This window comes from Oligoflexus tunisiensis (assembly GCF_001748245.1).
Taxonomy (GTDB): domain Bacteria; phylum Bdellovibrionota_B; class Oligoflexia; order Oligoflexales; family Oligoflexaceae; genus Oligoflexus; species Oligoflexus tunisiensis.
Genome location: NZ_BDFO01000001.1, coordinates 1,401,574 through 1,422,967, shown reverse-complemented (window position 1 = coordinate 1,422,967; position 21,394 = coordinate 1,401,574). Strand labels below are relative to the sequence as shown.

Sequence of the window (21,394 nt, the reverse complement as noted above, 5' to 3'; positions counted from 1 at the left end):
TGCTGCCCAAATCCCTATTACTCAGGAGGCTCCATTGGCTCCGGCATATCCATGGGTTCCGGGGTCGGAGGCACGGCAACCGGTGGCGGCGGTGGAGGTGGCGGAAGATCGCCGCCGCTTGTATCCACGTCTCCACCCATACCGGGCGTCGGTGCGGGCATATCATCGAAACCGCCAAGAGGCACGGGAACCGTCGTCGGGTCTTCAGGACGTTCCCCTATTCCAGGGCTGGGCACAGGTTTTTCTTCAAGTTCTCCGCGATCCTCCTGCTGCTGACGCCGCAGGATTTCCTGCTCACGCTCTTCACGGGCATCATCGTCATCTGGACGATAACGACCCGCGTCCTTGTCAGGCAGGGATTTCATGAATTCATCATCTTCATCCGTGCCAAAGGCTTTGGCCATCAGATCATCGCGTTCCTGAATCTTCTTATCATAGATGGCCGCGAGGTCGTTGGCTCCATAAACAATATGCGGAGTCAGGAAAATCATCAGACTGGTCGTTCTCTTGTCGATCGAGCTGTTACGGAACAGCCAGCCCAGGATCGGAATGTCACCGAGCAGAGGAATCTTTTGATAGATTTCCGACTCGGTACGCTTCACCAGACCCGAGATCACGGCCGTCTGTCCATTCTTCACGGTCACCAGCTGCGAGGTCTGGCGTTTGTTGACGTTGGGCAGGTCCGTATTGGAGTCGATTCGACCTTCACTGGCTTCCAGATCAAGCTTCAGGGTCACATAGTTGCCCGCGTGACTGATATTGGGCTTTAGCTCCAGGCTCAAGTCGACATCTTCCTTTTCAACCTTTTCGATGGCGCCGACACCGATTGCGGCCGATTGCGTGGCCGTCTTATAGAAGAGCTTGTCACCCACCACGATCTTGGCGACTTCGTTGTTCGAGGTCAGAAGATGCGGCGAAGACAGGACCCGGGTATTTCCGTCAGATTTCAGCATGGTGATCAAACCCGCGGGGGTCACCGAACCGATACCAGGAATTTCAATCGGCTGTCCGGCGAGGACACCGATGGTGAAGTCCTTGCTCAACGCGCTGGCCACACCCGCCTTGGTCGTCGTGTCAAGACCGGTCGACGCTCCCGTGTTGGTGATCGACGAGGCCGCCACGATAGGCGTCACGCCCTGGCCTTGCCAGCCGTAGGACTGGATGCTCTTGCCGCTCTTGCTTCCCAGGAGGATGGAGGTTCCGAAGTCAAAGGTATCTTCGAGGTTCACATCCAAAATATCCGCTTCCACATAGACCTGAGGACGCCGACGGTCGAGCTTGCGAACGATCGCGTTGATCGCATCATAAGCGGCCCGTGAACCGGTGATCAGAAGCGAGTTCGAGCTTTCATCCGCAGTGATCTTGACGTTATCGCCGAGGTCAGCCACCGGGGATGTGCTATCCGCAGCTGTTGGCGTCCGGGTTCGGCTGTTGGTCGTCCGCCCGATCGTACGGACGGGCGTCGTGGGTCGCCTGGTACTGGTCGAGCCCTGAGCCAGCGAGGAAAGGGTGGTCGCCACTTTCTTCGCATCCGCATAATCCAGGAAGCGAACCCGGATGGCAGCCTGGTTGGCAGGATCTTCCACCGGGAAATCGAATTTTTTCACCAGATCTTTGACGTCCTGGATGGTGCGCGGCGGTCCAAAAATCACAACGGAGTTGGAGCGCTCATCCACGCTGACTTTGAATGAGTTGCTGCTCGACTGCCCACCGCGTTTGGTGGTTTCCGAGACCTGCAGGATTTCCTGAACCTTGGAGGAAATTGTTTTCGCATCACCATAGCGGATGGGAACCAGAGCCACCTTGGGCTGCTGACCGGCCACATCCAAAAGTTCCACGATCTGGAGAATGCGGCGAACCTTATAGCCCGTATCACTGATGATCAGGGTGTTGGTGGGCTGATAGGCGATCATGGAGTTGGTTGAAACCAGCTGCGATAGAGTCTGCTGGATCTGTTTGGCATCGATATATTTCAGCGGCACAATCTGGGTTATCAGCTTGTCGGTACGTGGCGCCCAGGTGGTTCCCTGATAAATATGGAGGTTGCCCTTCAAGGCGTTACGGGTGGGCAGAATTTTGATGACCTTGCCCGTTTCCACAGTGGTGTAACCCAGCACGTTCAAGGCGGAAAGGAAGGCCTGGTAGGCTTCGTCTTTCGTTACCTTCTTCGGCGAAATCATCTGCACCTTGCCACTGACGCCCTTGCCGATAATCACATTCTTACCGGTCCAAAGCGCAACAGCGCGGATGATATCCTTGATTTCAGTCGGCTCGGGGAAGTCGATGCTGACGAGCTCCTGGCCTTCCGGAACATTTTCCGCACCAGGAGCTGGCGTGGTCCGATTTCCGTTGTTGCCATTGCTCGGTTGACCAAAACTCGAGCCATTGGGCAGTTGAGGGCTATCGCTCGGTCCTTCCGGTTCATCCGGCATGGACTCTTCCGGCGTCGGCGGTGGATCATCATCCTGAGCCAAGGCTTTCCCAGCCCCAAGACTCAGAAGAACCACAATTGATAGATTTCGTAAGCGAATCACACTCGATCTCCCCATAGTGTGAGCAGGCAGCCTTCCAAGACTTGGCAAACTAGCCTCCCCGCTACTTTATTTCAACGTTTTGTATGCAAGGCGTCTTGCCGCCCTTCAGGTATTCCACGCGAATCTGTTTGTCCGTTTGCAGCGACTCATAGACCGCAAAACCCTTCTCTGGTTGCGCCATACTTGTGCCATTGACGGCCGTGATCACATCACCACTGCCCAAATGGACTTGACTCCAGAGCGATCCGCCTTTAACACCGATCAACTTAAAGCCAACCATCATGTTGTCACGATGATAGGGCACGAGGCGCCCCTGTTCCAGGATTTTGGAGAAACCAGGCCCCAGGGATTCCTCCACGAAGCTGCTTTGCAGTGTTACGGTCGTCGTGGCGCAATCACCGGATGCGCCGGCATCGGGGCTGGAGGCCACATTGGGAACGGCTGAGGCTGAAGGCAATGAGGGCGATGTATTCGGCTTGTTGGCGGCGAGCAAGGAATTGATTTCCAAGCACTCCTTGACACCATTATTGTTGAGCACAACCTTGCCCTCTTCGATCGCATAGATCAGCGCGGCTTCGTTTCCGATGATGCGATCCCCTGCACGATAGATGTCAGCTATAGTATAACCCTTTTCCTGAACGGTCGCCAAAGAGGTCTCGGGATTGCCGGTGTGGATAATTCCCAAAAGGTCGACATTCACGGTAGGTTTCTGACACTTGTCATTGGGATTGAAGGTCGCGGCAGCGGCCCCTTCCGCATTGGGGTCAGCCTCTTCAGGCAATTCGCCTGTGCTGTTGAAGATATTGCGTGCCAGGATCACTTTGCGCAAATCCCGATAGTTCGTGTCCTTGCTGAGACGTGGGCGATCAACCTCCTGCCTCGGTTTGAACCTATGTTGCATCGCAGTACCTGAGAGGAACATAAGGCTGACCGCGGACAGGATGGACGCACAAATATAGGCAGCGAACAGAACGGCAAGACTGCGCCCGGCAATATCCAGCAGGAGGCGGTTCAGATCCTCATAGGACCGCCAAAAGCCAAGCACTTTGTCTTTCCAAGCCAGAATCTGCATTCAACCGTCCCTATTGAATCTGAATCGTCATGTTTTGTGTGACTCCACCCCGATTCAGGCGAACCTCGATTTCCTTTTCACTGCGCAACTGATTCAGCAAACGTATGGCACCAGCGGCATCGCGCAGAGGGATGCCATTGATCTCTTCCACGATATCGTTGTTTTGAAAGCCGGCTTTCTCGTACACCGAATTCTCGCGAATCCGGGTGAGACGGAAGCCTTTGAGTTCGCCGCCGACCAGATTGGGTTCAGCCTTGGCGTCCTGCAACACCTTGGTCAACATTTCCGGCGACAGGATATTGCGCTTGAATTCATCGGTAAGTTTGATGTTCATGCCTTTGCGTTCAAAACCCTCTTCCTGATAGGAATCAGGAGGCGGCTTGGAAGCCAGACGATCGAGGGCCGTGCCAGGGGCTCCAGGTCTTCCACCCTTGCCGCGACGATTGGGGGCGGGCATCACGAATTTTTCCAGCTCAATGTACTCACGTCCCAACTGACGCTCGATGATCACGCGATCATCATAAACTTCCACGAGCTTGACGTCGTCCTGGATGGTTTCACCGACCATGTAACTGCTGGTGCGTTTCTTTTGAGTATTTTCGATCATGGCGAGGCCGTTGAAGGGATCGCCGGCGAAGATCACGCCGGTCAGCTTCAGGGGCAGGTCCGACTTCACCAGCTTATCCGATGAGCGCAGACTGCCTTTGGCGGGACCGTCAATGGCATCCCCCAGCTTGCCTTCGCTATTGAAAATATTGCGTTCGAGGATGATGTTCTGATCGGCTTTGGTCACGCCCCCTCGATCGAGCTTCAGGCTTTCCGCGCTCACGCGGGTCCTGGGACGCGAACTCTTCCCCACAGGCAGGAATACGAAGGACATATACAGCGAGAGGCCGCTGGCCAGAATGAATGCAGCAGCCAGCAGGGCGCAAACCCACTTGAGCGAAAAGCGGCGCAGGAACCGGACGAACCGGAGCAGCTGTTTGCGATCGATCGAGACCAAGACCCTTTCCATACCCACCCTAAGCACGTTGCAATTGTGCTTCTACCAAACGCCCCATGAAGGAGAGCTAAGCAACACGGGCTCCCCATATGACGACAATTGCGCAGGCTCTTTCCTAACGCATCTTTCGGCTATTCGCCTAGTCCTGCATGAGGTTTTTTTTTCGTGTCGGCCTTGGAGACGTGGCAAGAAAGAAGTCAAATTCACGCATTGTCAGGGACTTCAGTGGACAGGAGCAGGTTCTTGATGAATTGTGCGCATGTTCCGGCGGTGGCAAAACTTATGGTCATGGCATAGTCCGCCTGACGATATCGATCGACCCGGCGTTGTTCCATCTGCCCCAGGCGCTCTTCCAGATAGGCCTGGCGCTGCTGCCGATCCGTGATGTCCCGCGCCTCGATCAGCATGGGTCTTTTTTCCAGCTCTTCGGGTCTCTGCATCAGGCGATACACAACCTCCGACATGGGCGTAGCCAGCCAGATGGTTGGTCCGAGTCGACGCATGAGGTCGAGATTCTCCTCGCGTTCGACAGCCCCGGCCCCGGGAATAATGATGTGATTCAGAATGCCACCGATGGCGGAAAGCGCGTCGGTTTCCATTTGACGAAAGGCATCCTCCCCTTCCTGGGCGAAAATGTCTTCGACGCGGCGTCCCTGCTTTTTTTCAATCCAGTCGTCCAGATCCAAAACCCCAAACCCTATCAGCCGCGCGAGCTGATAAGCCACTGTGGTTTTGCCGCTCGCTGTGGCGCCGACCACAACTATGTTTGGGAACTGCTTGCGATTGAGCGTGGGGTATTCGAGGACTTTTTTCAAGATCAGTTATCCGCTATAGATTGTTCCGTATCATTCTTTCTAACATTGCTGGCCCGCTGGGTGAAGGGGATTTATGTACATATCAGTCCAAAAGCAGAATTCCGCTCTGGTCTGGACCATTGATCGTCCGGATCGCTTGAATGCGCTGGGACCTTTGATTGGAGCGGAACTCCTGCAACTCTGCATGCAGCTCGAACAGGAGCTGCAGCCTTTCGCCACCCAGCCGGGCGTGAGCGAGCCACCGTATCGTTGCCTGATCCTGCGGGCACAACCGGTTCGGCGGAGCCAGAATCAACCGATTTGGATTGCCGGTGGTGATCTGAAGGAGCTGGCCCGGATCGAAGCTCCAGCCGATGGCCGGGCCTACGCTTCGGAATGGGCGCGTATCGGCCTTATTCTGCAGGATCTGCCGATTCCGGTCGTGGCTGCTGTGCAGGGAGCGGCCATCGGTGGTGGGGCAGAACTGGCTCTGGCTGCGGATCTGCGCCTGGCCACGCGGGAAAGTTCGCTGCACTTTAAACAGCTCGAAGTGGGTCTGGCCACCGGTTATGCAAGCTGCCAGCGCCTCGTGGATCTGGTCGGACTCGCCCGTGCCACTGACCTTCTTCTGCGCTGCCGGCGACTTTCTGCTGACGCCGCGCAAAGTCTCGGTCTGATCCATGACCTCGCCGAGACTGACGAGGCCCTGGAGCAGCTGATCACAACGGTGATCGATGATTTCCAGCGGCTTTCCGCCAGGAGTGTGATGATTCAAAAGAAGATGCTGCAAGGACCCTTTGTCGATAAGAAATCGCAGTGGGCGGAACGTGAATTGGATCTTTTTCAGCAGCTCTGGATGCATCCGGCTCACGAGAAATTTTTGAGCCGGTTTAAGGGCGGGTGAAAAGAGCGGCCAGCTTTCCAGGCACCACCGGGATGCGTTGATTCAATTGCTGAAGAAAGGTCAGGGCCTGCGCCCCGGGCCACAGACGGGCGAGGTCTTGAAGATTCAGCACCTCAAGTCCCTGGAGCTGACGTGGGGACGCCCAGGTGCTGAGATTCAAATTTTGGCAGTAGCGCTTCCACTGCGGTTTCTGCTCGGCGGGATAATCCAGTCCATAAAATACGGTATTCGGAAACGCCAGACGCAAACCCAAAAGGACGAGGGCGTGCGTGGGATGCGACTGCAGACCTTCCAGACGAAACGCTCCCGATGGAAGTGCGAGCCGCTCCCGAAAAGCCTGCGCGAGGCTTTTTTTCCAGGCGAAAACCTCCCGCTCCTTGAGCCAGCGGGAAAATTCCGCGGCATCGGCCCGACCCACGGCAGGCAGAGGAGCCGCAGTTCCCGGCAGCACACAACTCTGCACCGCACCATCCTTCACGATAAATTGCGGTCCGTCGTGCCAGAGATCTTGCGCCCAGCCTCGAAAGGCGGTGTAGTGAATAGATGCATAGGAAAGATCGGTGAAGAGCGGAGGCAGCTCGCCCCAGGGGAGACGTCCGAAGACTGCAAGACGACCCTCCGGTGTTTCGCAGGCCCAGAAGGCTCCCAGCCGAAACACCGGAAACGGGGCTTGGGGCACCCCATCCTTGTCCAGGGTCCAGATCATACGTTGAAGCGGAATTCCATGACATCGCCGTCTTTCACGACGTAATCACGGCCTTCCTGCCGAATCAGACCTTGATCCTTCAGCTTCGCCCGGGCCCCGACCCTCACAAGATCAGGGATCGTATAAACCTCGGCACAGATAAAGCCGCGTTCAAAGTCCGAGTGAATCACACCCGCAGCAGCCGGAGCCTTGTCCCCTTTGTGAATGGTCCAGGCGCGAATTTCCTTTTCGCCAGCAGTGAAATAGGTCTGCAGGCCCAAAAGGTTATAACCGGCACGGATCAAGCGGTTCAAACCCGGTTCACTCATCCCGAAGTCCTTGATCATCTCGTTCTTTTCTTCGGGAGAAAGCTGGCTCAGCTCCTCCTCGATCTTGCCACAGATGATGACGGCTTCGGCTTTCTCCTGGGTCGCATGCTCCTTCACTTTTTTGGTGAATTCATTATCCTGCGATCCATCGGCCAGGGATTCCTCGACGTTGCAAACGTAGAGCACGCTCTTGGCCGTGATCAAATGCAGTTCTTCATAGGCCTTCTGAACCGCGGGTTCATCCCCCACATAATCAGCCAGCGGAAAGACGCGCGCCGGCTTGAGGTCGTTCAGATGGTTTTGAAGAGCGTTCAGCATCTCGGCGACCTTGACGATATCCTTCTTGCCGGTTTTCATGAGTTTTTGATAGCGGCCGTTGGCGTTCTCAACCGTTCCCATATCCGCAAGCACGAGCTCGGTGTTGATGATCTCGATATCGCGGAGCGGATCCACACCACCTTCCACGTGCGTGATGTCACTGTCATCAAAGCAGCGAACCACATGCGCAATCGCATGAGTGCTTTTGATGTGACCCAGAAACTGGTTGCCCAGCCCTTCGCCCTTGGAGGCGCCACGAACCAGACCGGCGATATCCACGAACTCCATGCTGGCCGGCACAATGCGCTGGGCCTTCACATAGCGATCGAGTTCCTGCAGCCGCGGATCCGGAACATCCACGCGACCCACGTTGGGGTCAATTGTACAAAACGGATAGTTGGCCGAGGCCGCTCCCGCCGACGTCAAAGCATTGAAAATAGTCGACTTGCCGACGTTGGGCAGACCAACAATACCGCATTTAAAACCCATGGCTCTTAGCTCCGCATATTAATGAACTGCAGCGGCAGACCGATCTCGGTCGCGGCTCGCAATGTCCGAATGGTTTCCTGAAGATCGTCGATGCTTTTGCCGGTGACCCGGACCTGCTCGTCCTGAATCTGCGCCTGCACCTTGATCTTGGAATCCTTGATCAATTTGATAATTTTTTTGGCTTCTTCCTTGTCGATGCCGTTCTTAAGGGTCACCTCCTGCCGCAGGGCGTTGCCGGTGCCCTCGATCTGCTTGCCGTAATCCAGCAGGCGCAGGTCAACCGATCGTTTCACCAGTTTTTGTTCAAGCAACTGATGAATGGATCGAAGTTTCAGTTCATCATCGGCCAGGATTTTGATCTTTTTTTCGTTTTTATCAAATTCAACCGATGACTTGCTGCCACGGAAGTCAAAGCGGGTCGAGATCTCTTTTACCGTCTGGTTTACGGCGTTATCGACTTCCTGAAGATTGACTTCGCTGACGATGTCGAAAGAAGGCATATTCAGCAACTCCTAAAAAAGGGACTTCCCATAAACAGTCGATCTCTTTAACCTAAAGGGTATGTCAAGGAACAGAAGAATCATTGCATCCGCCAGCTGCGCCGTATTAGCATACACGGCCGCGGCCCCTCGTCTTTTTGCCGAGAAAACACAGGTCAAACTGGTCGCACCGATGAAACCCGCCCAGGAGCGCGAAGATTACCAGGAGTGCGTGACCTCGGTCATTAGAAAATACCAGGGCCCAGGTTCTGTCAAAAAGAATAAGAGGCTTCAATATGGCTTGGCAGCCTGCAAGGATCGCTACCCGGCCGTCTCCATCATGATCGACTGCAAAAAGGAAATGGCCGCCGCCTATCGGGATGACCATGACGCTCTGAAGGCCGCGCTGATTGAATGCAGGAACGAATACAAGAAATACACCTTCAATCCTAAAAATCCGGTGCCCTTCGTTTTGCGCGGCGAGCAGGTATTTTTCGCAGGGGCGGGCCTCAATCGCAGTCACCAGATCCGGGCGCAGGAGGAGGGCGATCCGAACAATGGCCTTTACATGGGCGAAGACTTCGGCAACTTCTCGTGCGCCTCGCTCCATAAAACCATGTTCCGCGAGCTGCAGCCGGAGTATCTGCTCTTTGGCAACGATCCCTTCCTCTACACGCCCTTGCGTCACGCACGGCGCGAGGAATTTCTGAAGGCTGTGGGCCTAGGCGCAGCCTTGAATAAGCCGACCAGCGCGCTGCTTTCCATGCACCGTGACTTCGGTGAACTGCACTATGAACCATCCACGCAGGAAACCATCAATTACTTTCCGATGAGTTTCTGCAACTTCGATCGCAAGCTCGGACCGGTGTATGAAGGCATGAAAATCTATTACCTGGTCGATCGCATCAGCACGCAGGTGACTCCATACTTTGGAACCGCCTTTTATCGGCAGGACAGCCAGGTTCCCGCCAAGGAACTGGCCGAGCGGATCCGCAGCCTGCTCGGGGCTCAGTATCGCTCCTTCAATCCCAAACCCGGCGTGACCCTGATCTCGCAGGTGGAACCCAAGGACTTTGACACCGAAGGTGACCCGAAAAATGTCTGCCAGAACGGCCAGGAATCGCCGTATATAGCCGTGGTGGCCGAACGGGACAAAACGGGCATGACGTCCTACGCTTTGCTGGCGAATATCAGCAACCTCTGCCGCTATGGCGACAGAATCTCCTCCCGTTTTTTGAAAAAAGGTCCCTGAGACCCCCGCAACCTGCTATGATACCCGCCGTCGCGGCCAAACCGGCTGCGTCCCTGAACTCTTCAGCATTGGATCCCTCATGAGCGTCGAAGTCGCCAAGCAACGCATTCTGCAAAGAGTGCCGCTCGCTGCATTGATCGGCGAAACAGTCGCCCTGACCACACGCAGCGGTCGGCAGGTTGGACTTTGTCCCTTTCACGGGGAAAAGTCCCCGAGCTTTACCATTTTTGATGATCACTATTTTTGTTTCGGCTGCCGTGCCCGTGGCGATGCCATCACCTTTGTCCGGGAAATGCAGGGTCTTTCCTTCCTGGAGTCCCTGCGTTATCTGGCCGAGAAATTTGGCATCGACGTTCCCGAGCTGGAACATCCCACTCACGATCGACAGGCCCGCCTGACCGAAGCCAATCTTTATAAAATTTGCGCGGAAAGTCTGAGCTTTTTCCGCGAACGCCTGCATGCCAGCAATGGAGTTTTTGCTCTCGAGTATCTGGAAACCCGGGGCTTCACCAGGGAATTCATCGACCAACATCAGTTTGGTCTGAGCCCTCAGGAACCGCAGTTTCTGGTGAATCACCTCCTGCGCAAGGGTTTTGCGATCAAGGATATGATCACCGCTTCGGTCGCCAACAGTTCCCAGTACGATAACAAGGCTTATGATTTCTTCAATCAGCGTTTGATGATTCCGATCTTCGACATGCATGGTCGAGCGATCGCTTTCGGTGGCCGCTCGTTTGGTGATGAGCAGCCCAAATATAAGAACAGCCGGGAAACTCCACTGTTTGACAAGTCCCAGGTTCTCTATGGCTTGCACCTGGCGAAGGAACCCATCCGTCGCGATCGGCGGGCGATCGTCTGCGAAGGTTATATGGATGTGCTCCAGCTTTGGCAGGCCGGTATTCCGCACGCTGTGGCCTGTCTGGGCACGGCACTGACCATTCATCATCTGCGGCGCCTGGCGGCTTTAACGCCTCGCGTGTATTTGATCTTCGATGGCGATCGTGCCGGTCGCGCTGCAACCCTGCGCACGGTGTCCCTGGCTTTGGAGGTTCCGCAGTCGGAATTCAAGGTCGTGGTGCTGCCCGAGGAGCATGATCCGGATACTTTTGTCAAAGAATACGGCGTCGCGGGCATGGAGCAGCAGCTGGAAACGGCACAGAATCTGCTGGAATTTGCGATTCAAGCCCGGCTGATGGAAACGCATGACCTCGGTGTGCCGGACCTCATCAACAAGGAATTTGTTCCCTGGCTGCAATCGGTCGAGGATCCTGTGCGGCGGCAGTACCTTCTGGTGCGCATTGCGGAGCTCACCGGAGTGCCAGCGGCGGATCTGGAGATTCGCGTGAAACCGGAAACCGCGAAACGGGTGGCGGCATCCCGCGTGGAAGCGCCGCCTCCGCCGCCGCCTCGACCCAAGGTCATTGAACTGAAGGGCGCGGAACTCGAGTTTATGGGGCACCTTTTCCATTCACGTCCAGGTGAAATTGATCTCGATGGCTTGGAGCAAATGCTGAAAACGCAGCTGGAACTCGATGAGCTCTGGCTCGACTTTGCCCTGGAATTGACCAAGGCTCTGAGACGGAATCTCGTTCCATCGGAATTGAATAAATCCCATTGGACAACGCTGGTCATTCCCGAAGCGTTGACCTTGATCGAGCGACTCGAAAGGGATGCGCCTCTGTATGTCACGGCCGCTCGTCAGCAGCAGCTGGAAAAGCTGGCGAAGGAGGTCCGGCGCAAGGCGTTGAAGGAAAGCCTCGCGCGTTTGAAACAAAATCTGATGCGGGGCACGGCCGAGGAGCAGCGGGAAATTCTCGCTGCGGTCGCGCGCATTACCAAGGAATTAAATGCCGCGGGTCTTGAAGTTCGTGGCGCGAATTCATAGGCGAACAAAAAAGCCAATTTATCAACAAAGGTTCTTTGCTATGCACGAGGTCGTTTACGCTGGTTTTTGGCGCCGTTTGGCAGCTGTTTGCATCGATCATGTCCTGTTTGGAATGACGCTTGCGGCGGTGGGGTTTGTCCTGATGTTTCCGGCTTTGCTTATGGGCTTCATGTCGATGATCAGCACGGCAACGATTACAATTTTCACGATCGTTCTTTGGTTGGGTGTGCTGACGCTTGTCGTCGGATCCCACTGGCTGTATTACGCGGGATTTGAAGCCTCATCTCTTCAGGCCACGCCGGGCAAGCTGGCTCTGGGACTTAGAGTTTGCGACGAACAACTCCAGCGTCTGACATTGCGTCGTTCAACCATTCGATATGTAGGCCACTTTTTATCAGCTCTGCTGCTTTATTTTGGATATTTGATTTCCTTTTTTACGGCCAGGAGGCAAACTCTCCATGACCTGATCAGTGACAGCCTGGTCGTACGAGAGGAGAGTCTGCCGAAAGTACTTACAGAATCACAGAGCAGTGTTCCGCAGCTGGTGCCGGAAGTGAAACCGGAGCTGGCTTAAAAAGTGCAAGAAAGGGTGTCAGAGGAGCTGTTTACAGTCACAATGTCACATAGAAGCGTTCGGGCAAAGGTTAATTTCCCTTAAATTTCAGCTGCGATCTGCATAGCAGAACGACTGCAGCGAAAGTATAAGTCAGGAAAGTTAAATACTTTTTGCCTGCAACGCCGCTTGCATTTTTGGCTAGCGGTATTTATAACTATAGATTAAACGTGCTGTTCACTACGCACGCCTTCTGGTAATCAAGCCACATCGACACATCAACAGCTGCGGAGAATCTTTCTACGTATGGCTATCAAGAAAAAAACCGCCACAAAGGCCAAAGAGTCTGGGAAAGCAAAAGCAGTGAAAAAGACAACTGCCAAGAAGAAACCAGCAACGAAGGCCAAGAAAGCTACGGCCGCGAAGAAACCATCTGCGGCTGAAGAAGCTGAATTGTCTGCGGTGCCTGGCAAGAAGAAGTCCGCCAGTAAAAAAGGCGGTGAGAAAAAAGCCTCAGAAAAGATGCATGACGATGCCGATCTTGAGCTGATGGATGATGAAGAAGATGATGAGCTGCTGGACGGCGACGATGAAATCGACATCATAGCGGATGACGATGAGGAATTCGATGAAGCCAAAGCAGCTCCTGTTGAGGATTTTGACGAACTCCCCAGCAAACCCAACAAGAAAGAGATCAGCAGCAAGCTGATCAACAAACTGAACGGCATCTATCAAAAGAAAGGCTCCTTGACTTTCCGCGATGTCGACGCTGCCGTTTTGGATGAAGATGCTGGTCCCGAAGTGATCCAGTCCGTTTTGAGCGAGCTCAAGACCCGCGGGATCAACGTACAGGATACAGCGCAGGATGAATTTAACGACATCAAGATCGCCGGCGCCTCCAAAGGTGAAGACGATATCCTGATGACGGATGATTTGGATTTCGCGGCCACCGATGAACTCGGCATCGATGACGACATCGATATCGATGTGGAAATCGATGTGGAAGTGGACACGGAAGTCGATGTTGATGCGGCGCCGGACGTCGAGAAAAAAGACACCCGAGCCACCGAAGACTTCGGCAAGTCCAACGACCCTGTGCGCATTTACCTGCGCAAGATGGGGAGCGTGGCACTTCTGTCCCGTGAGGGCGAAGTTGTCATCGCGAAGAAGATTGAAGCCGAAGAAAACCGTATCCTCGAGCAGGTTCTGAAGCTGGCCATCGGGCGTGACACGATCATCGACGCCGCGCGGAAGTTCGTGTCCGGTGAGATCCGGATGAAGGGCTTCATCAAAGGTTTCGATGATGACGAGGCCTCGTCCAACGAGGAAGCGCACTCGGACAAACTCCGCAAGGTGACGGAAGTCTTCCTGCAGGAGTATGACAAGTTCGAAAGGCTCCTGCTCGAAGGCGGCGGCGTTCAGCCGAAGGCAGCGGCCAAAGGCAAGGCCAAGGATCCTCTTCAGGCTCAGAGCGACAAGATCTTTGATATTCTGAAAGAACTGAATATCAACAGAAAGCTTCTGACCAGCGTGATCGATCGTCTGGCTCAGCACGCCAACGTTCTGCGCGAAGCGGATCAGGATATTGCGTACTATGCCAAGCGCATGGGTACCACCCGTGAAAATCTGGTGGATCATGTCAGCAAAAATCCGGGCGTGCCTTTGAACAACGCCACGGAACGTGAGTGGCAGCGTGTGGTTCGCAACGTTTCCGCCGCGATTGAAAACGTCGATCGCGTGCGCAACGAATCGAACATGCACCCTGCGGATCTGATTGAAAACTACCGTGCTCTGCATTCGATGCAGCAGGCGGCAGAGTCGGCGAAGAAAGAGCTGGTGGAGGCGAACCTCCGTCTTGTGGTTTCGATCGCCAAGAAATACACCAACCGTGGTTTGCAGTTCCTGGATCTGATTCAGGAAGGCAACATCGGTCTGATGAAGGCTGTGGAGAAGTTCGAATACCGCCGTGGTTATAAGTTCTCAACTTACGCCACCTGGTGGATTCGGCAGGCCATCACCCGTGCCATTGCCGATCAGGCTCGTACGATCCGTATCCCGGTCCACATGATCGAGACGATCAACAAGCTGATCCGCACCAGCCGTTATCTTGTCCAGGAAATGGGTCGCGAGCCCACTCCGGAAGAGATCGCCGCTCGTATGGACATGTCGGTCGACAAGGTGCGCAAGGTCCTGAAAATCGCCATTGAGCCCATCTCCCTTGAAACCCCGATCGGTGAAGAGGAAGACAACCACATCGGTGATTTCCTGGAAGACAAGACCCAGTCGTCCCCTTCCGAGTCTGTCATCGCCGGCAGTCTGGAAGAGCAAACGCTGAAGGCCCTCGCAACGCTGACGCCGCGTGAGGAAAAAGTTCTGCGTATGCGTTTTGGTATCGGTGAAAAGTCTGACCACACCCTTGAGGAAGTCGGTCAAAACTTCGACGTAACCCGCGAGCGGATTCGTCAGATCGAAGCCAAGGCCCTGCGTAAACTTCGCCATCCATCCCGCAGCAAGAAGCTGCGGGCGTTTATTGAAAGCTGAAGCAGCCAGCCCCAGGTTTTTCTTTACCGACCTGGGGCTTTCTGTTACTTATTTCGTCATTCCATGCCTCATGGGTCCATAGCTCAGTTGGTTAGAGCAGCGGTCTCATAAACCGCTGGTCCCCCGTTCAAGTCGGGGTGGACCCACCATTTCTTCCTAGTACAAAATCCTAAAGCCAGAAGAGTTAGACGCGGGCCTGCTGCGCAGTCCCTTGGGACAGTTTGCGCCCGCGTATGCGGGCTGGAAGGCCGGTGTTAGAAAGCGAAATCCAGACGGGCCCAGTAAGAAACCTCGTACTCGAATTCTCCGTATTCACCAGGTCCATCGCTCGCCCAATCCAGGCTTGATGCCCGCAGGGTTTGCTCCCCCGTTTCCCGGACGACGACAACTCCGGCAAGATTCTTCATGGAAAAAGCAGAAAAGAAGAACTCTTCCGTCACAAACGAAGAGCCGCATCCAATAGCATAACAGCCAGTCGCATACTTTGTTCCACCCAAATCTGGATCCCAGAGTACTTGACCAAACCCATTGACGAGTTTGATTTCACTTATGGACAAGTCACTGTAGTTCACGACTAGTCGAGTCGCCTTCGTCCTTGATTGATGAGCACCACATGCAATATGTGTGAGACCCAAGACAAGCATAGTGGCCCAGGTTTTTTCTCGGCTCAAAGCCACAATTAGAAAGCTCCCAACGTTGTTTCAATGCTCATCGGCATCTACAGCGACTTTTCGGTCCTTCGGCCGGTGAAATGCGTATTCCTTCGTATTCTGTATTTTAAAACCCGAATCCCCGAGACTTTTCGCTAGTCCCGTCCCGTGTTCCCGTCACCAGCGCACTTTTGCGGCCTGAGACGGAAGAGTGGATCCTTGCGCCTAAAATCTGAGCTGCACAATCCTCCTTATGGACCTGCTTGGCATCGCGGATTCGCCGTCCATCACCCGCCAGCTGAATTCAGGGCGCACCACGGCCCTCCGGATTCAGCGCCGGCTCCAATTATCCCATAGCTCAGTTGGGCTTCGGTATTCAGTTGTCAAAGATCGACGTGGTTTTCTTCGCGTGAACCTTACCCACAACCCAACGTGAGTCTTATGTTCATAAAACAACGTTTCACCTCCTTTTCATATCGCCTGGGAAATATCACAACAGTCCGCCTTGCCCTTCGCACCACCTGACAGGCAAGCTTGACCAGTGTAAATCGAATTCGCTTCGAAAACATGGGCTTCGTAGGGCTCATGACCAACCCAACAAAGCGCATGAAGTTATACGCAAACGCAGCAATCAAACCATAGGCGCGATTGGCCTTCAGCTTCTGACAGGGAAAATGATGAAGATCAAAGCCGTTCTTCAGTTCGCGGATAAAATTCTCCGCGTTTCCGCGCTGACGGTAAAGCTCAACAGCAACCTCGGCTGACAGCTCCGAGCTGCTTTCCGTGGTGACATACGCCTGATAAGTCCAGTGCCAGTCGGCAAATATCTCGCGTTCACCCGTGCGCGGCCTTCGGATGAAGATGACCCGGAAAACCTTCTCGCAAAGCTTCGAGTAATAAAGCGATTCACCAACCTCAGCCTTTTCCTTTTCCAGCTCCTCACCCTTTGCCTTCCGCCATTTGATGCGACGACGCAAAAGCGGGCTGTAAAGGTTTTCCCGCATCGCCACCAGAAACCCAAATCCGTTCTCCTCACACGCCTTGAACACTGAATTGTTGCAGTATCCGGAATCCGCTCGTAGCAAAGGCTGTCGGCGCGTTGCATGTCGCGGCAGATGGCGCGACACCTCACTGATCACAAACGGGGCATCATCAGCGGTGAAAGCATTCCCCTCCCGCACATTCAAATGGTAAAGGAAACCCTTCTGATCAAAGACTTCAATCGAGTCCAGGCCCCACACCTTTTTATAGTTATAGGCCAACCCCTCCATCTTTTCGCCATGCTGCTCATGTCCCGTTGAATCAATATCCAGGATCAAACGCTCCGCGGAACCGCTGCGGATATGGAATTCCCCGGCCAAACGACAAAGCTCCTGATTCAAACGCTGCAGATGAAATTCTGAAAACTTGCGTAGATAATCGCCATAGCTCGTCGAGCCGACAAGAGTCCCATTGACTTCACGGAACATGGGGTCGCTGCGAAGCCTGTCCATATCTTCCAGACATTCCGCTCCGCTCAAAAAGCCCAGCAAAAGAGCGCGAAATTTATCAAATCCTGAAGCGCAGGAGGCTATATGCTGGCGAGGCAGAGCCTCGCCAACACGCTCATCAAGCCGGCTGCCCACAAGCAGCTCCTTGAACAAAAGCAAACCACCGAGCGAAGACAAATTCCGGTCCTGAAAAATCACGCGATTCATTATGTCAGCATCCTGCCTGAAGCAACCCCTTCCGTGAGGCTGGTGCTGAACGATTTACGCTCCTTTGGCCTGACTGTAAATCCGGCAAATTGAAGAATTTTACCCGAGGGTGAAAAGGGATCTTTGGTTGTACGACAGTACAGATGAAGGCTTCGTCAGGACGGCAAGGTTGAGTTCTGGGGATCTAGGTACAAACGTGCTCGACAAGATGCCAAAATCCAGGCAGGTCGAGGCGAAAGGCATGCTGCACGAGATATACGAGGCTGAGACGAAGAAAGAGGCTGAGAAGGCATTTGACCGCTTTATTGAAGTCTTCGAACCCAAGCACCCGAAGGCTGCCGAATGTCCGGCGAAGGATCGCACCCTGATGCTCGCATTTTATGATTTCCCTGCAGAGATTGGCGACACATACGTTCGACCAATTGGATTGAATCGACGTTTGCCACCGACCCTTCCTCGCCATTTTCTTCCAGAAAGAAATTGACGGGGAAGCGTCGGCTCAAGGCTGCTTCAGCATGAGACTTGCGGACGACGATCGTGGTCTGGCTGGCTCTGGTAAAGATCAAGGCCATCGGCATCAGCAAAGAGATTTTGTCCGCGGAGCGAAATTATGAAGCCCAGGAGCTAGCCGAAGGTATCTTCCATGAAGGCTTCTCAACGGCCAAAAGTGTGGTAGAGATTTCCGGCCGCGGCGTGGGTATGGGAGCCGTCCGTGAGATGATCGCTAATCTTGGCAGGATCTTTGACTTGGAATTCACAGGTCACACTCAGGGCGACAATGCTCACTTCCTATTCACCATTCAACTTCCCTCAAATCACATCAGAACAGAACAGACCCATCACATCTGCAGATCCTTCAGATCAGGTCGAATCCGCTTTTCGAACGGATATAGCGAAGGGGAACTCAGTCGCCGTTGTCGCTCTGCATCACGGAGTCATCTATCACAAAAGGTCCTATGGTTTCACCGTTTGAACTTACAAATTCCACAGCATAACCAATCGAATCATGATCCTTTAAGACAAGCAAAACCACCCCCCTTCTGCCTTTTTGAAGGCCATGTTCAGGGAGATCAACTTTCAAGATAAAAGTATCATATTCATCAAACTTTTGCATTTCATGCCTTTGTAGGAATTGCAGTTACGAGTTTTACGTTACCAGCGTTGTCTTTTATCCAGGCAAAAGTAACATCGATTTGTTTTCCATTCGCCCCTTTAATTGAAATCACCTGATTATACATCGTTCCGTATTGATTGACTTTTGTCTTTACTGCAGTTGCTGGGTTAAAAACGATCTGCTTCGCAAAGGCTTCCATGTTTTCTCGGCTATAACCAAGAGCTTGAAGAAACCATTTGGCTTTGGATCCTCCAACAGGATGATCTGGATTCAGCAAGTACCGAGTCAGTTTATCCTTGACGCTCTGATATGTTAAATACTCTTCAAAGGTTTTGAACCCAAGCCTTTCAGCTTCCTGGGCAGCGTCCTTGAGACCCTTGTCTAGGTTTCGACTGGCATCACTGGCCAGATCAACATATTTATTCACACCACGGAAGACGTCAGCGGCTTTCTTGCCTTTCCGCATCCACGAAGGAACAAGAATGGAAACAAGGTCAACAATCATGTTGCCTGACCCATCAATCCCCAACTCCCTCTGTCCGGTAATCGGGTTGACTGGGTACTTCTCGCCCCAAAGATAGGCATCCTTGATCAATGCAGGAACAGCGGTAAAATCCAAAGCAAAGTTTGCAAACTCGTAGGTATACTGAAGAGCCCTTTGGGTATAGAAGGTGCTAAACCGATTGAATTCATCGAGACCCTGATAAGCTTTGTACACTCCAGCCGCGACAATGAAACGTATACTCTCACCGCGCAGGCTTTTCCCATCGTCTTCTTCAAGCCGTTCATCAATGAACTTCTGACTGGCATCCAACTGCCTGTTCTTGAGTGCCTCCTGCTGCTCGGGACTAAGTTTCCGGAGGTCGCTCGTCAGAGGAACCCCAAGTCCATACTCGTTTTGCATGGCGATGGTATCAGCGAGGTCATCGACGTCATCAGCAAGTGCAGGATCTTTCGAGAGAACATCCTTGCTTAATGTATCCAGAGCGATTCTCAGATCTCTCATCAACACGGGATCAACTTTGCCGCCTTTGATCATCTCGTTGAGTTTGACGAGAATTTGCGGGTCAATTCCGTTCTGAAAAAGTTTAGGATCAAGGCCGGACAGTTGAGCAATGCGAGTCATCACATCCAGGATATGATCCTGGCTGCCTACACTGTGCCCTTTTGTTGTCGTTTTCCTGCCGTTCTTGTACTTGCCGGGAGGCAGGTTTTCGGCAGATCCTGGTCTATCATTTGGCTGTGATGAGGAACCCGAAGCCCCTCCCGTATTGACTGAAGTAATATCCGAGCCTGTCTCAGACCCCATGCCATCGCCGCGATCTGGTGCGGCTTCAGCCATTCCACCAGTGGCGATGAATGCTCCTGCTCCCCCCACCGCTCCCGAGCCTGCAGCCGCAAATTCGACTGATGCCACCTTTATTGTCTGCCCGCCGACCTCAACAAGAAATGCGGCTTCACCGGTGACTGCTCCACTGGAAATAAGGTAATAGCCTCCGTACGCAAAGAGAGCGATGGCAGCCACGACGATAATCGTCTGCTTGTTATCCTCCAGAAACTTTCCAATCCTGTGATCAGGGTCGATCCGACCCAAAGCCTGGCGGAAATCCGAATTCCGGGACATCACGTCCAGTTCCTTGACGGAATTTGTCAAAGCATCTGCACCTGCGGCCACGCTGAGGCTTCCATTCGGGTTTGTAGGGTCAATGTCAGCCAGAGTCCCGGTAAGAGTCTTGATTGGATCCTTTCCAGCCTTTTTCACCCAGTCTTTGATCTTTTTGACGCTGATGCCCTCGGGCTGAATGGAGTCCAGCCTCTGCTCACGCGCAGGATCATAGGGTGAGAAAATTTCCGTGAGAGCTATCCCCACGTTCTTGCGCAATTGAGGATCGTAACCCAGGTGAATGCCAACCAGCTCACCGTTCTGAAAAATAGGGGCACCGGAATAACCAGGCTTGGTATCAAGGTCGTAAGATAGGAAACCTCGTTCATCCCGGGCGTGATTTTGTGTCTCCTGGGTATATCGCTGCCAAACCATGTAGGAGTACTTATAAGGCTCAAGGTTTTGCGAGGCCGGACAATTGCAGCCGCTCGTCCAGGGCATGGTTTGACAGGTCCAGGCGTCGGGCGGAGTTGACATGCAGGCGTTCGAACTTCCACGCACTGGAATGGGGGTGAGCTCAGGCCTGAGTTCGGGCTTGGAATTAGGTGAAGGCGTCACCCATTCTGTAATCACGACCTGCTTGGGCGCGGTCACAATCCTGAGAGGCTCGCTGCTATCGTAACTGTCAATCTGAGCCATAGGAACCGAGGACAGGTCCACGGGCGAAACCAATCGAAGTTGCGCGAGATCGAGATCTTCAAATATATCGTAAATGCTGGCAACTTTGCGTTTGTCAGTCGAACTGAAGGATACTTCAACATCCTCCAGCAGCTCAAAGGAGCCATCTGTGCGTTCATTCAGGATACCATCGAGGCAATGGGCCGCCGTTGTCACGACATCAGGCGATGTCAGCGTCGCGTAACAAACAGCTGACTTCCCCCCCACCCTCTCGGTTTTGCTCAGGACGCCAACGGGCCAACTGCTCCATGAGACGCGTTCCTCAGTACGATCATCGAGTCCAATAATAGCCTTGGTACTCGAGCGGGGTGTGGGAACCATGCCGCACCCCGATGCCAGGTAGGAGATCAATGTCAGGATGGTGATGAGCTTTGTCTTCAATCGGCCAATGCTATCGGTGATTGTCCTTGTGCTGGAAGCAAGGAGAGCTGGCAGCAGGAATTTCTTCGACTTCATATTAATCCACCCAATCAACTGGTTCAGCGAGCAACAGCGCGAGGTTAGAAGCAGAATTCGCGCCAAAACAACACGAAATAATATGAATAACTTATCAGTCAGTCTGATTGTCCAAAAAAAAGACAGATCGAGCCTTACCTCCGTTTTGCCACGAAATTCAATAGTTTCAGCCTACATGCAAGCGTCAATTTGCTTAACTCATTAGGATTATTTACGGTAAAGTGCATTAATCGGCCAAGCCCGGAACATCCCGGCAAGGCTTTGACTTGATCTTGGTCAAGGATCCGGTTGGGCATGG

At 53.6% G+C, this 21,394-nt stretch carries 16 protein-coding genes, 1 tRNA gene and 1 pseudogene; 7 read left to right on the top strand and 11 right to left on the bottom strand.

From position 1 onward, the window contains the following. Nucleotides 1-17: 17 nt before the first annotated feature. The 4 genes from gspD to OLTU_RS06210 all read right to left on the bottom strand — a co-directional run bounded on the left by gspD (nt 18) and on the right by OLTU_RS06210 (nt 5,424). On the bottom strand, nt 18-2,534 hold the full coding sequence (gene gspD, locus OLTU_RS06225; protein ID WP_176736381.1) for a type II secretion system secretin GspD: 2,517 nt from the start codon (nt 2,532-2,534) through the stop codon (nt 18-20). A 61-nt stretch (nt 2,535-2,595) separates the two neighbouring features. Next, complete coding sequence (locus tag OLTU_RS06220) at nt 2,596-3,606, bottom strand: type II secretion system protein N (RefSeq protein ID WP_141731891.1); 1,011 nt, start codon at nt 3,604-3,606, stop codon at nt 2,596-2,598. A gap of 10 nt (nt 3,607-3,616) precedes the next feature. Further along, nucleotides 3,617-4,621, bottom strand: a complete 1,005-nt coding sequence (locus tag OLTU_RS06215; RefSeq protein ID WP_141731890.1) for a type II secretion system protein N — start codon at nt 4,619-4,621, stop codon at nt 3,617-3,619. 191 nt (nt 4,622-4,812) lie between these two features. Then, entirely contained in the window at nt 4,813-5,424 is a 612-nt protein-coding gene (locus OLTU_RS06210; protein ID WP_176736380.1) for a shikimate kinase, read from the bottom strand. Nucleotides 5,425-5,497: 73 nt separating this feature from the next. Between OLTU_RS06210 and OLTU_RS06205 the strand changes: the two genes are divergently transcribed. Beyond that, entirely contained in the window at nt 5,498-6,307 is an 810-nt protein-coding gene (locus tag OLTU_RS06205) for an enoyl-CoA hydratase/isomerase family protein (RefSeq protein WP_141731888.1), read from the top strand. Here OLTU_RS06205 and OLTU_RS06200 read toward each other — a convergent pair. Genes OLTU_RS06200 through OLTU_RS06190 form a run of 3 tightly spaced genes read right to left on the bottom strand, consistent with a single transcriptional unit; the run spans nt 6,294 to nt 8,628 of the window. After that, nucleotides 6,294-7,013, bottom strand: coding sequence for a hypothetical protein (locus OLTU_RS06200; protein WP_141731887.1), 720 nt, complete (start codon nt 7,011-7,013; stop codon nt 6,294-6,296). The two genes, OLTU_RS06205 and OLTU_RS06200, sit on opposite strands and share 14 nt — an antisense overlap. Continuing rightward, nucleotides 7,010-8,128 carry a redox-regulated ATPase YchF gene (gene ychF, locus OLTU_RS06195; RefSeq protein WP_141731886.1) on the bottom strand — a complete coding sequence of 373 codons (1,119 nt, stop codon included), beginning with the start codon at nt 8,126-8,128 and terminating at the stop codon, nt 7,010-7,012. Before ychF ends, OLTU_RS06200 begins: the two co-directional genes overlap by 4 nt. 5 nt (nt 8,129-8,133) lie before the next feature. Next, nucleotides 8,134-8,628 carry a YajQ family cyclic di-GMP-binding protein gene (locus OLTU_RS06190; protein ID WP_141731885.1) on the bottom strand — a complete coding sequence of 165 codons (495 nt, stop codon included), beginning with the start codon at nt 8,626-8,628 and terminating at the stop codon, nt 8,134-8,136. Between the two features lie 61 nt (nt 8,629-8,689). On the opposite strand from OLTU_RS06190, the gene OLTU_RS06185 reads away from it, so the two are divergent. From OLTU_RS06185 to OLTU_RS06165, 5 genes are all read left to right on the top strand, one after another. Next, a complete protein-coding gene (locus OLTU_RS06185) occupies nt 8,690-9,859 on the top strand; it encodes a hypothetical protein (RefSeq protein WP_218109871.1) in 1,170 nt (389 codons plus the stop codon). A 79-nt stretch (nt 9,860-9,938) separates the two neighbouring features. Further along, entirely contained in the window at nt 9,939-11,744 is a 1,806-nt protein-coding gene (dnaG, locus tag OLTU_RS06180; protein ID WP_141731883.1) for a DNA primase, read from the top strand. Then, nucleotides 11,728-12,318 carry an RDD family protein gene (locus OLTU_RS06175; RefSeq protein WP_245676858.1) on the top strand — a complete coding sequence of 197 codons (591 nt, stop codon included), beginning with the start codon at nt 11,728-11,730 and terminating at the stop codon, nt 12,316-12,318. The genes dnaG and OLTU_RS06175 overlap by 17 nt, the downstream gene beginning before the upstream one ends. Nucleotides 12,319-12,603: 285 nt before the next feature. Then, on the top strand, nt 12,604-14,838 hold the full coding sequence (gene rpoD, locus OLTU_RS06170; RefSeq protein ID WP_439956667.1) for an RNA polymerase sigma factor RpoD: 2,235 nt from the start codon (nt 12,604-12,606) through the stop codon (nt 14,836-14,838). A gap of 72 nt (nt 14,839-14,910) precedes the next feature. Beyond that, nucleotides 14,911-14,987 (top strand) — tRNA-Ile (locus tag OLTU_RS06165). A gap of 105 nt (nt 14,988-15,092) precedes the next feature. Here the strand turns inward: OLTU_RS06165 and OLTU_RS06160 are convergent. Next, the gene (locus OLTU_RS06160; RefSeq protein ID WP_141731881.1) at nt 15,093-15,410 is read right to left on the bottom strand and encodes a hypothetical protein; all 318 of its coding nucleotides are present in this window, start codon (nt 15,408-15,410) and stop codon (nt 15,093-15,095) included. 494 nt (nt 15,411-15,904) lie between these two features. Then, entirely contained in the window at nt 15,905-17,185 is a 1,281-nt protein-coding gene (locus OLTU_RS06155; RefSeq protein ID WP_141731880.1) for an IS1380 family transposase, read from the bottom strand. A gap of 193 nt (nt 17,186-17,378) precedes the next feature. Here OLTU_RS06155 and OLTU_RS06150 point away from each other — a divergent pair. Beyond that, a pseudogene (locus tag OLTU_RS06150) lies at nt 17,379-17,632 on the top strand (transposase); the annotation flags it as partial. A 457-nt stretch (nt 17,633-18,089) separates the two neighbouring features. Here OLTU_RS06150 and OLTU_RS06145 read toward each other — a convergent pair. Both OLTU_RS06145 and OLTU_RS06140 read right to left on the bottom strand, forming a co-directional pair. Further along, nucleotides 18,090-18,299, bottom strand: coding sequence for a DUF4926 domain-containing protein (locus OLTU_RS06145; protein ID WP_141731878.1), 210 nt, complete (start codon nt 18,297-18,299; stop codon nt 18,090-18,092). 1 nt (nt 18,300) lies between these two features. After that, complete coding sequence (locus OLTU_RS06140) at nt 18,301-21,096, bottom strand: DUF6883 domain-containing protein (protein ID WP_141731877.1); 2,796 nt, start codon at nt 21,094-21,096, stop codon at nt 18,301-18,303. Nucleotides 21,097-21,394 lie beyond the last annotated feature (298 nt).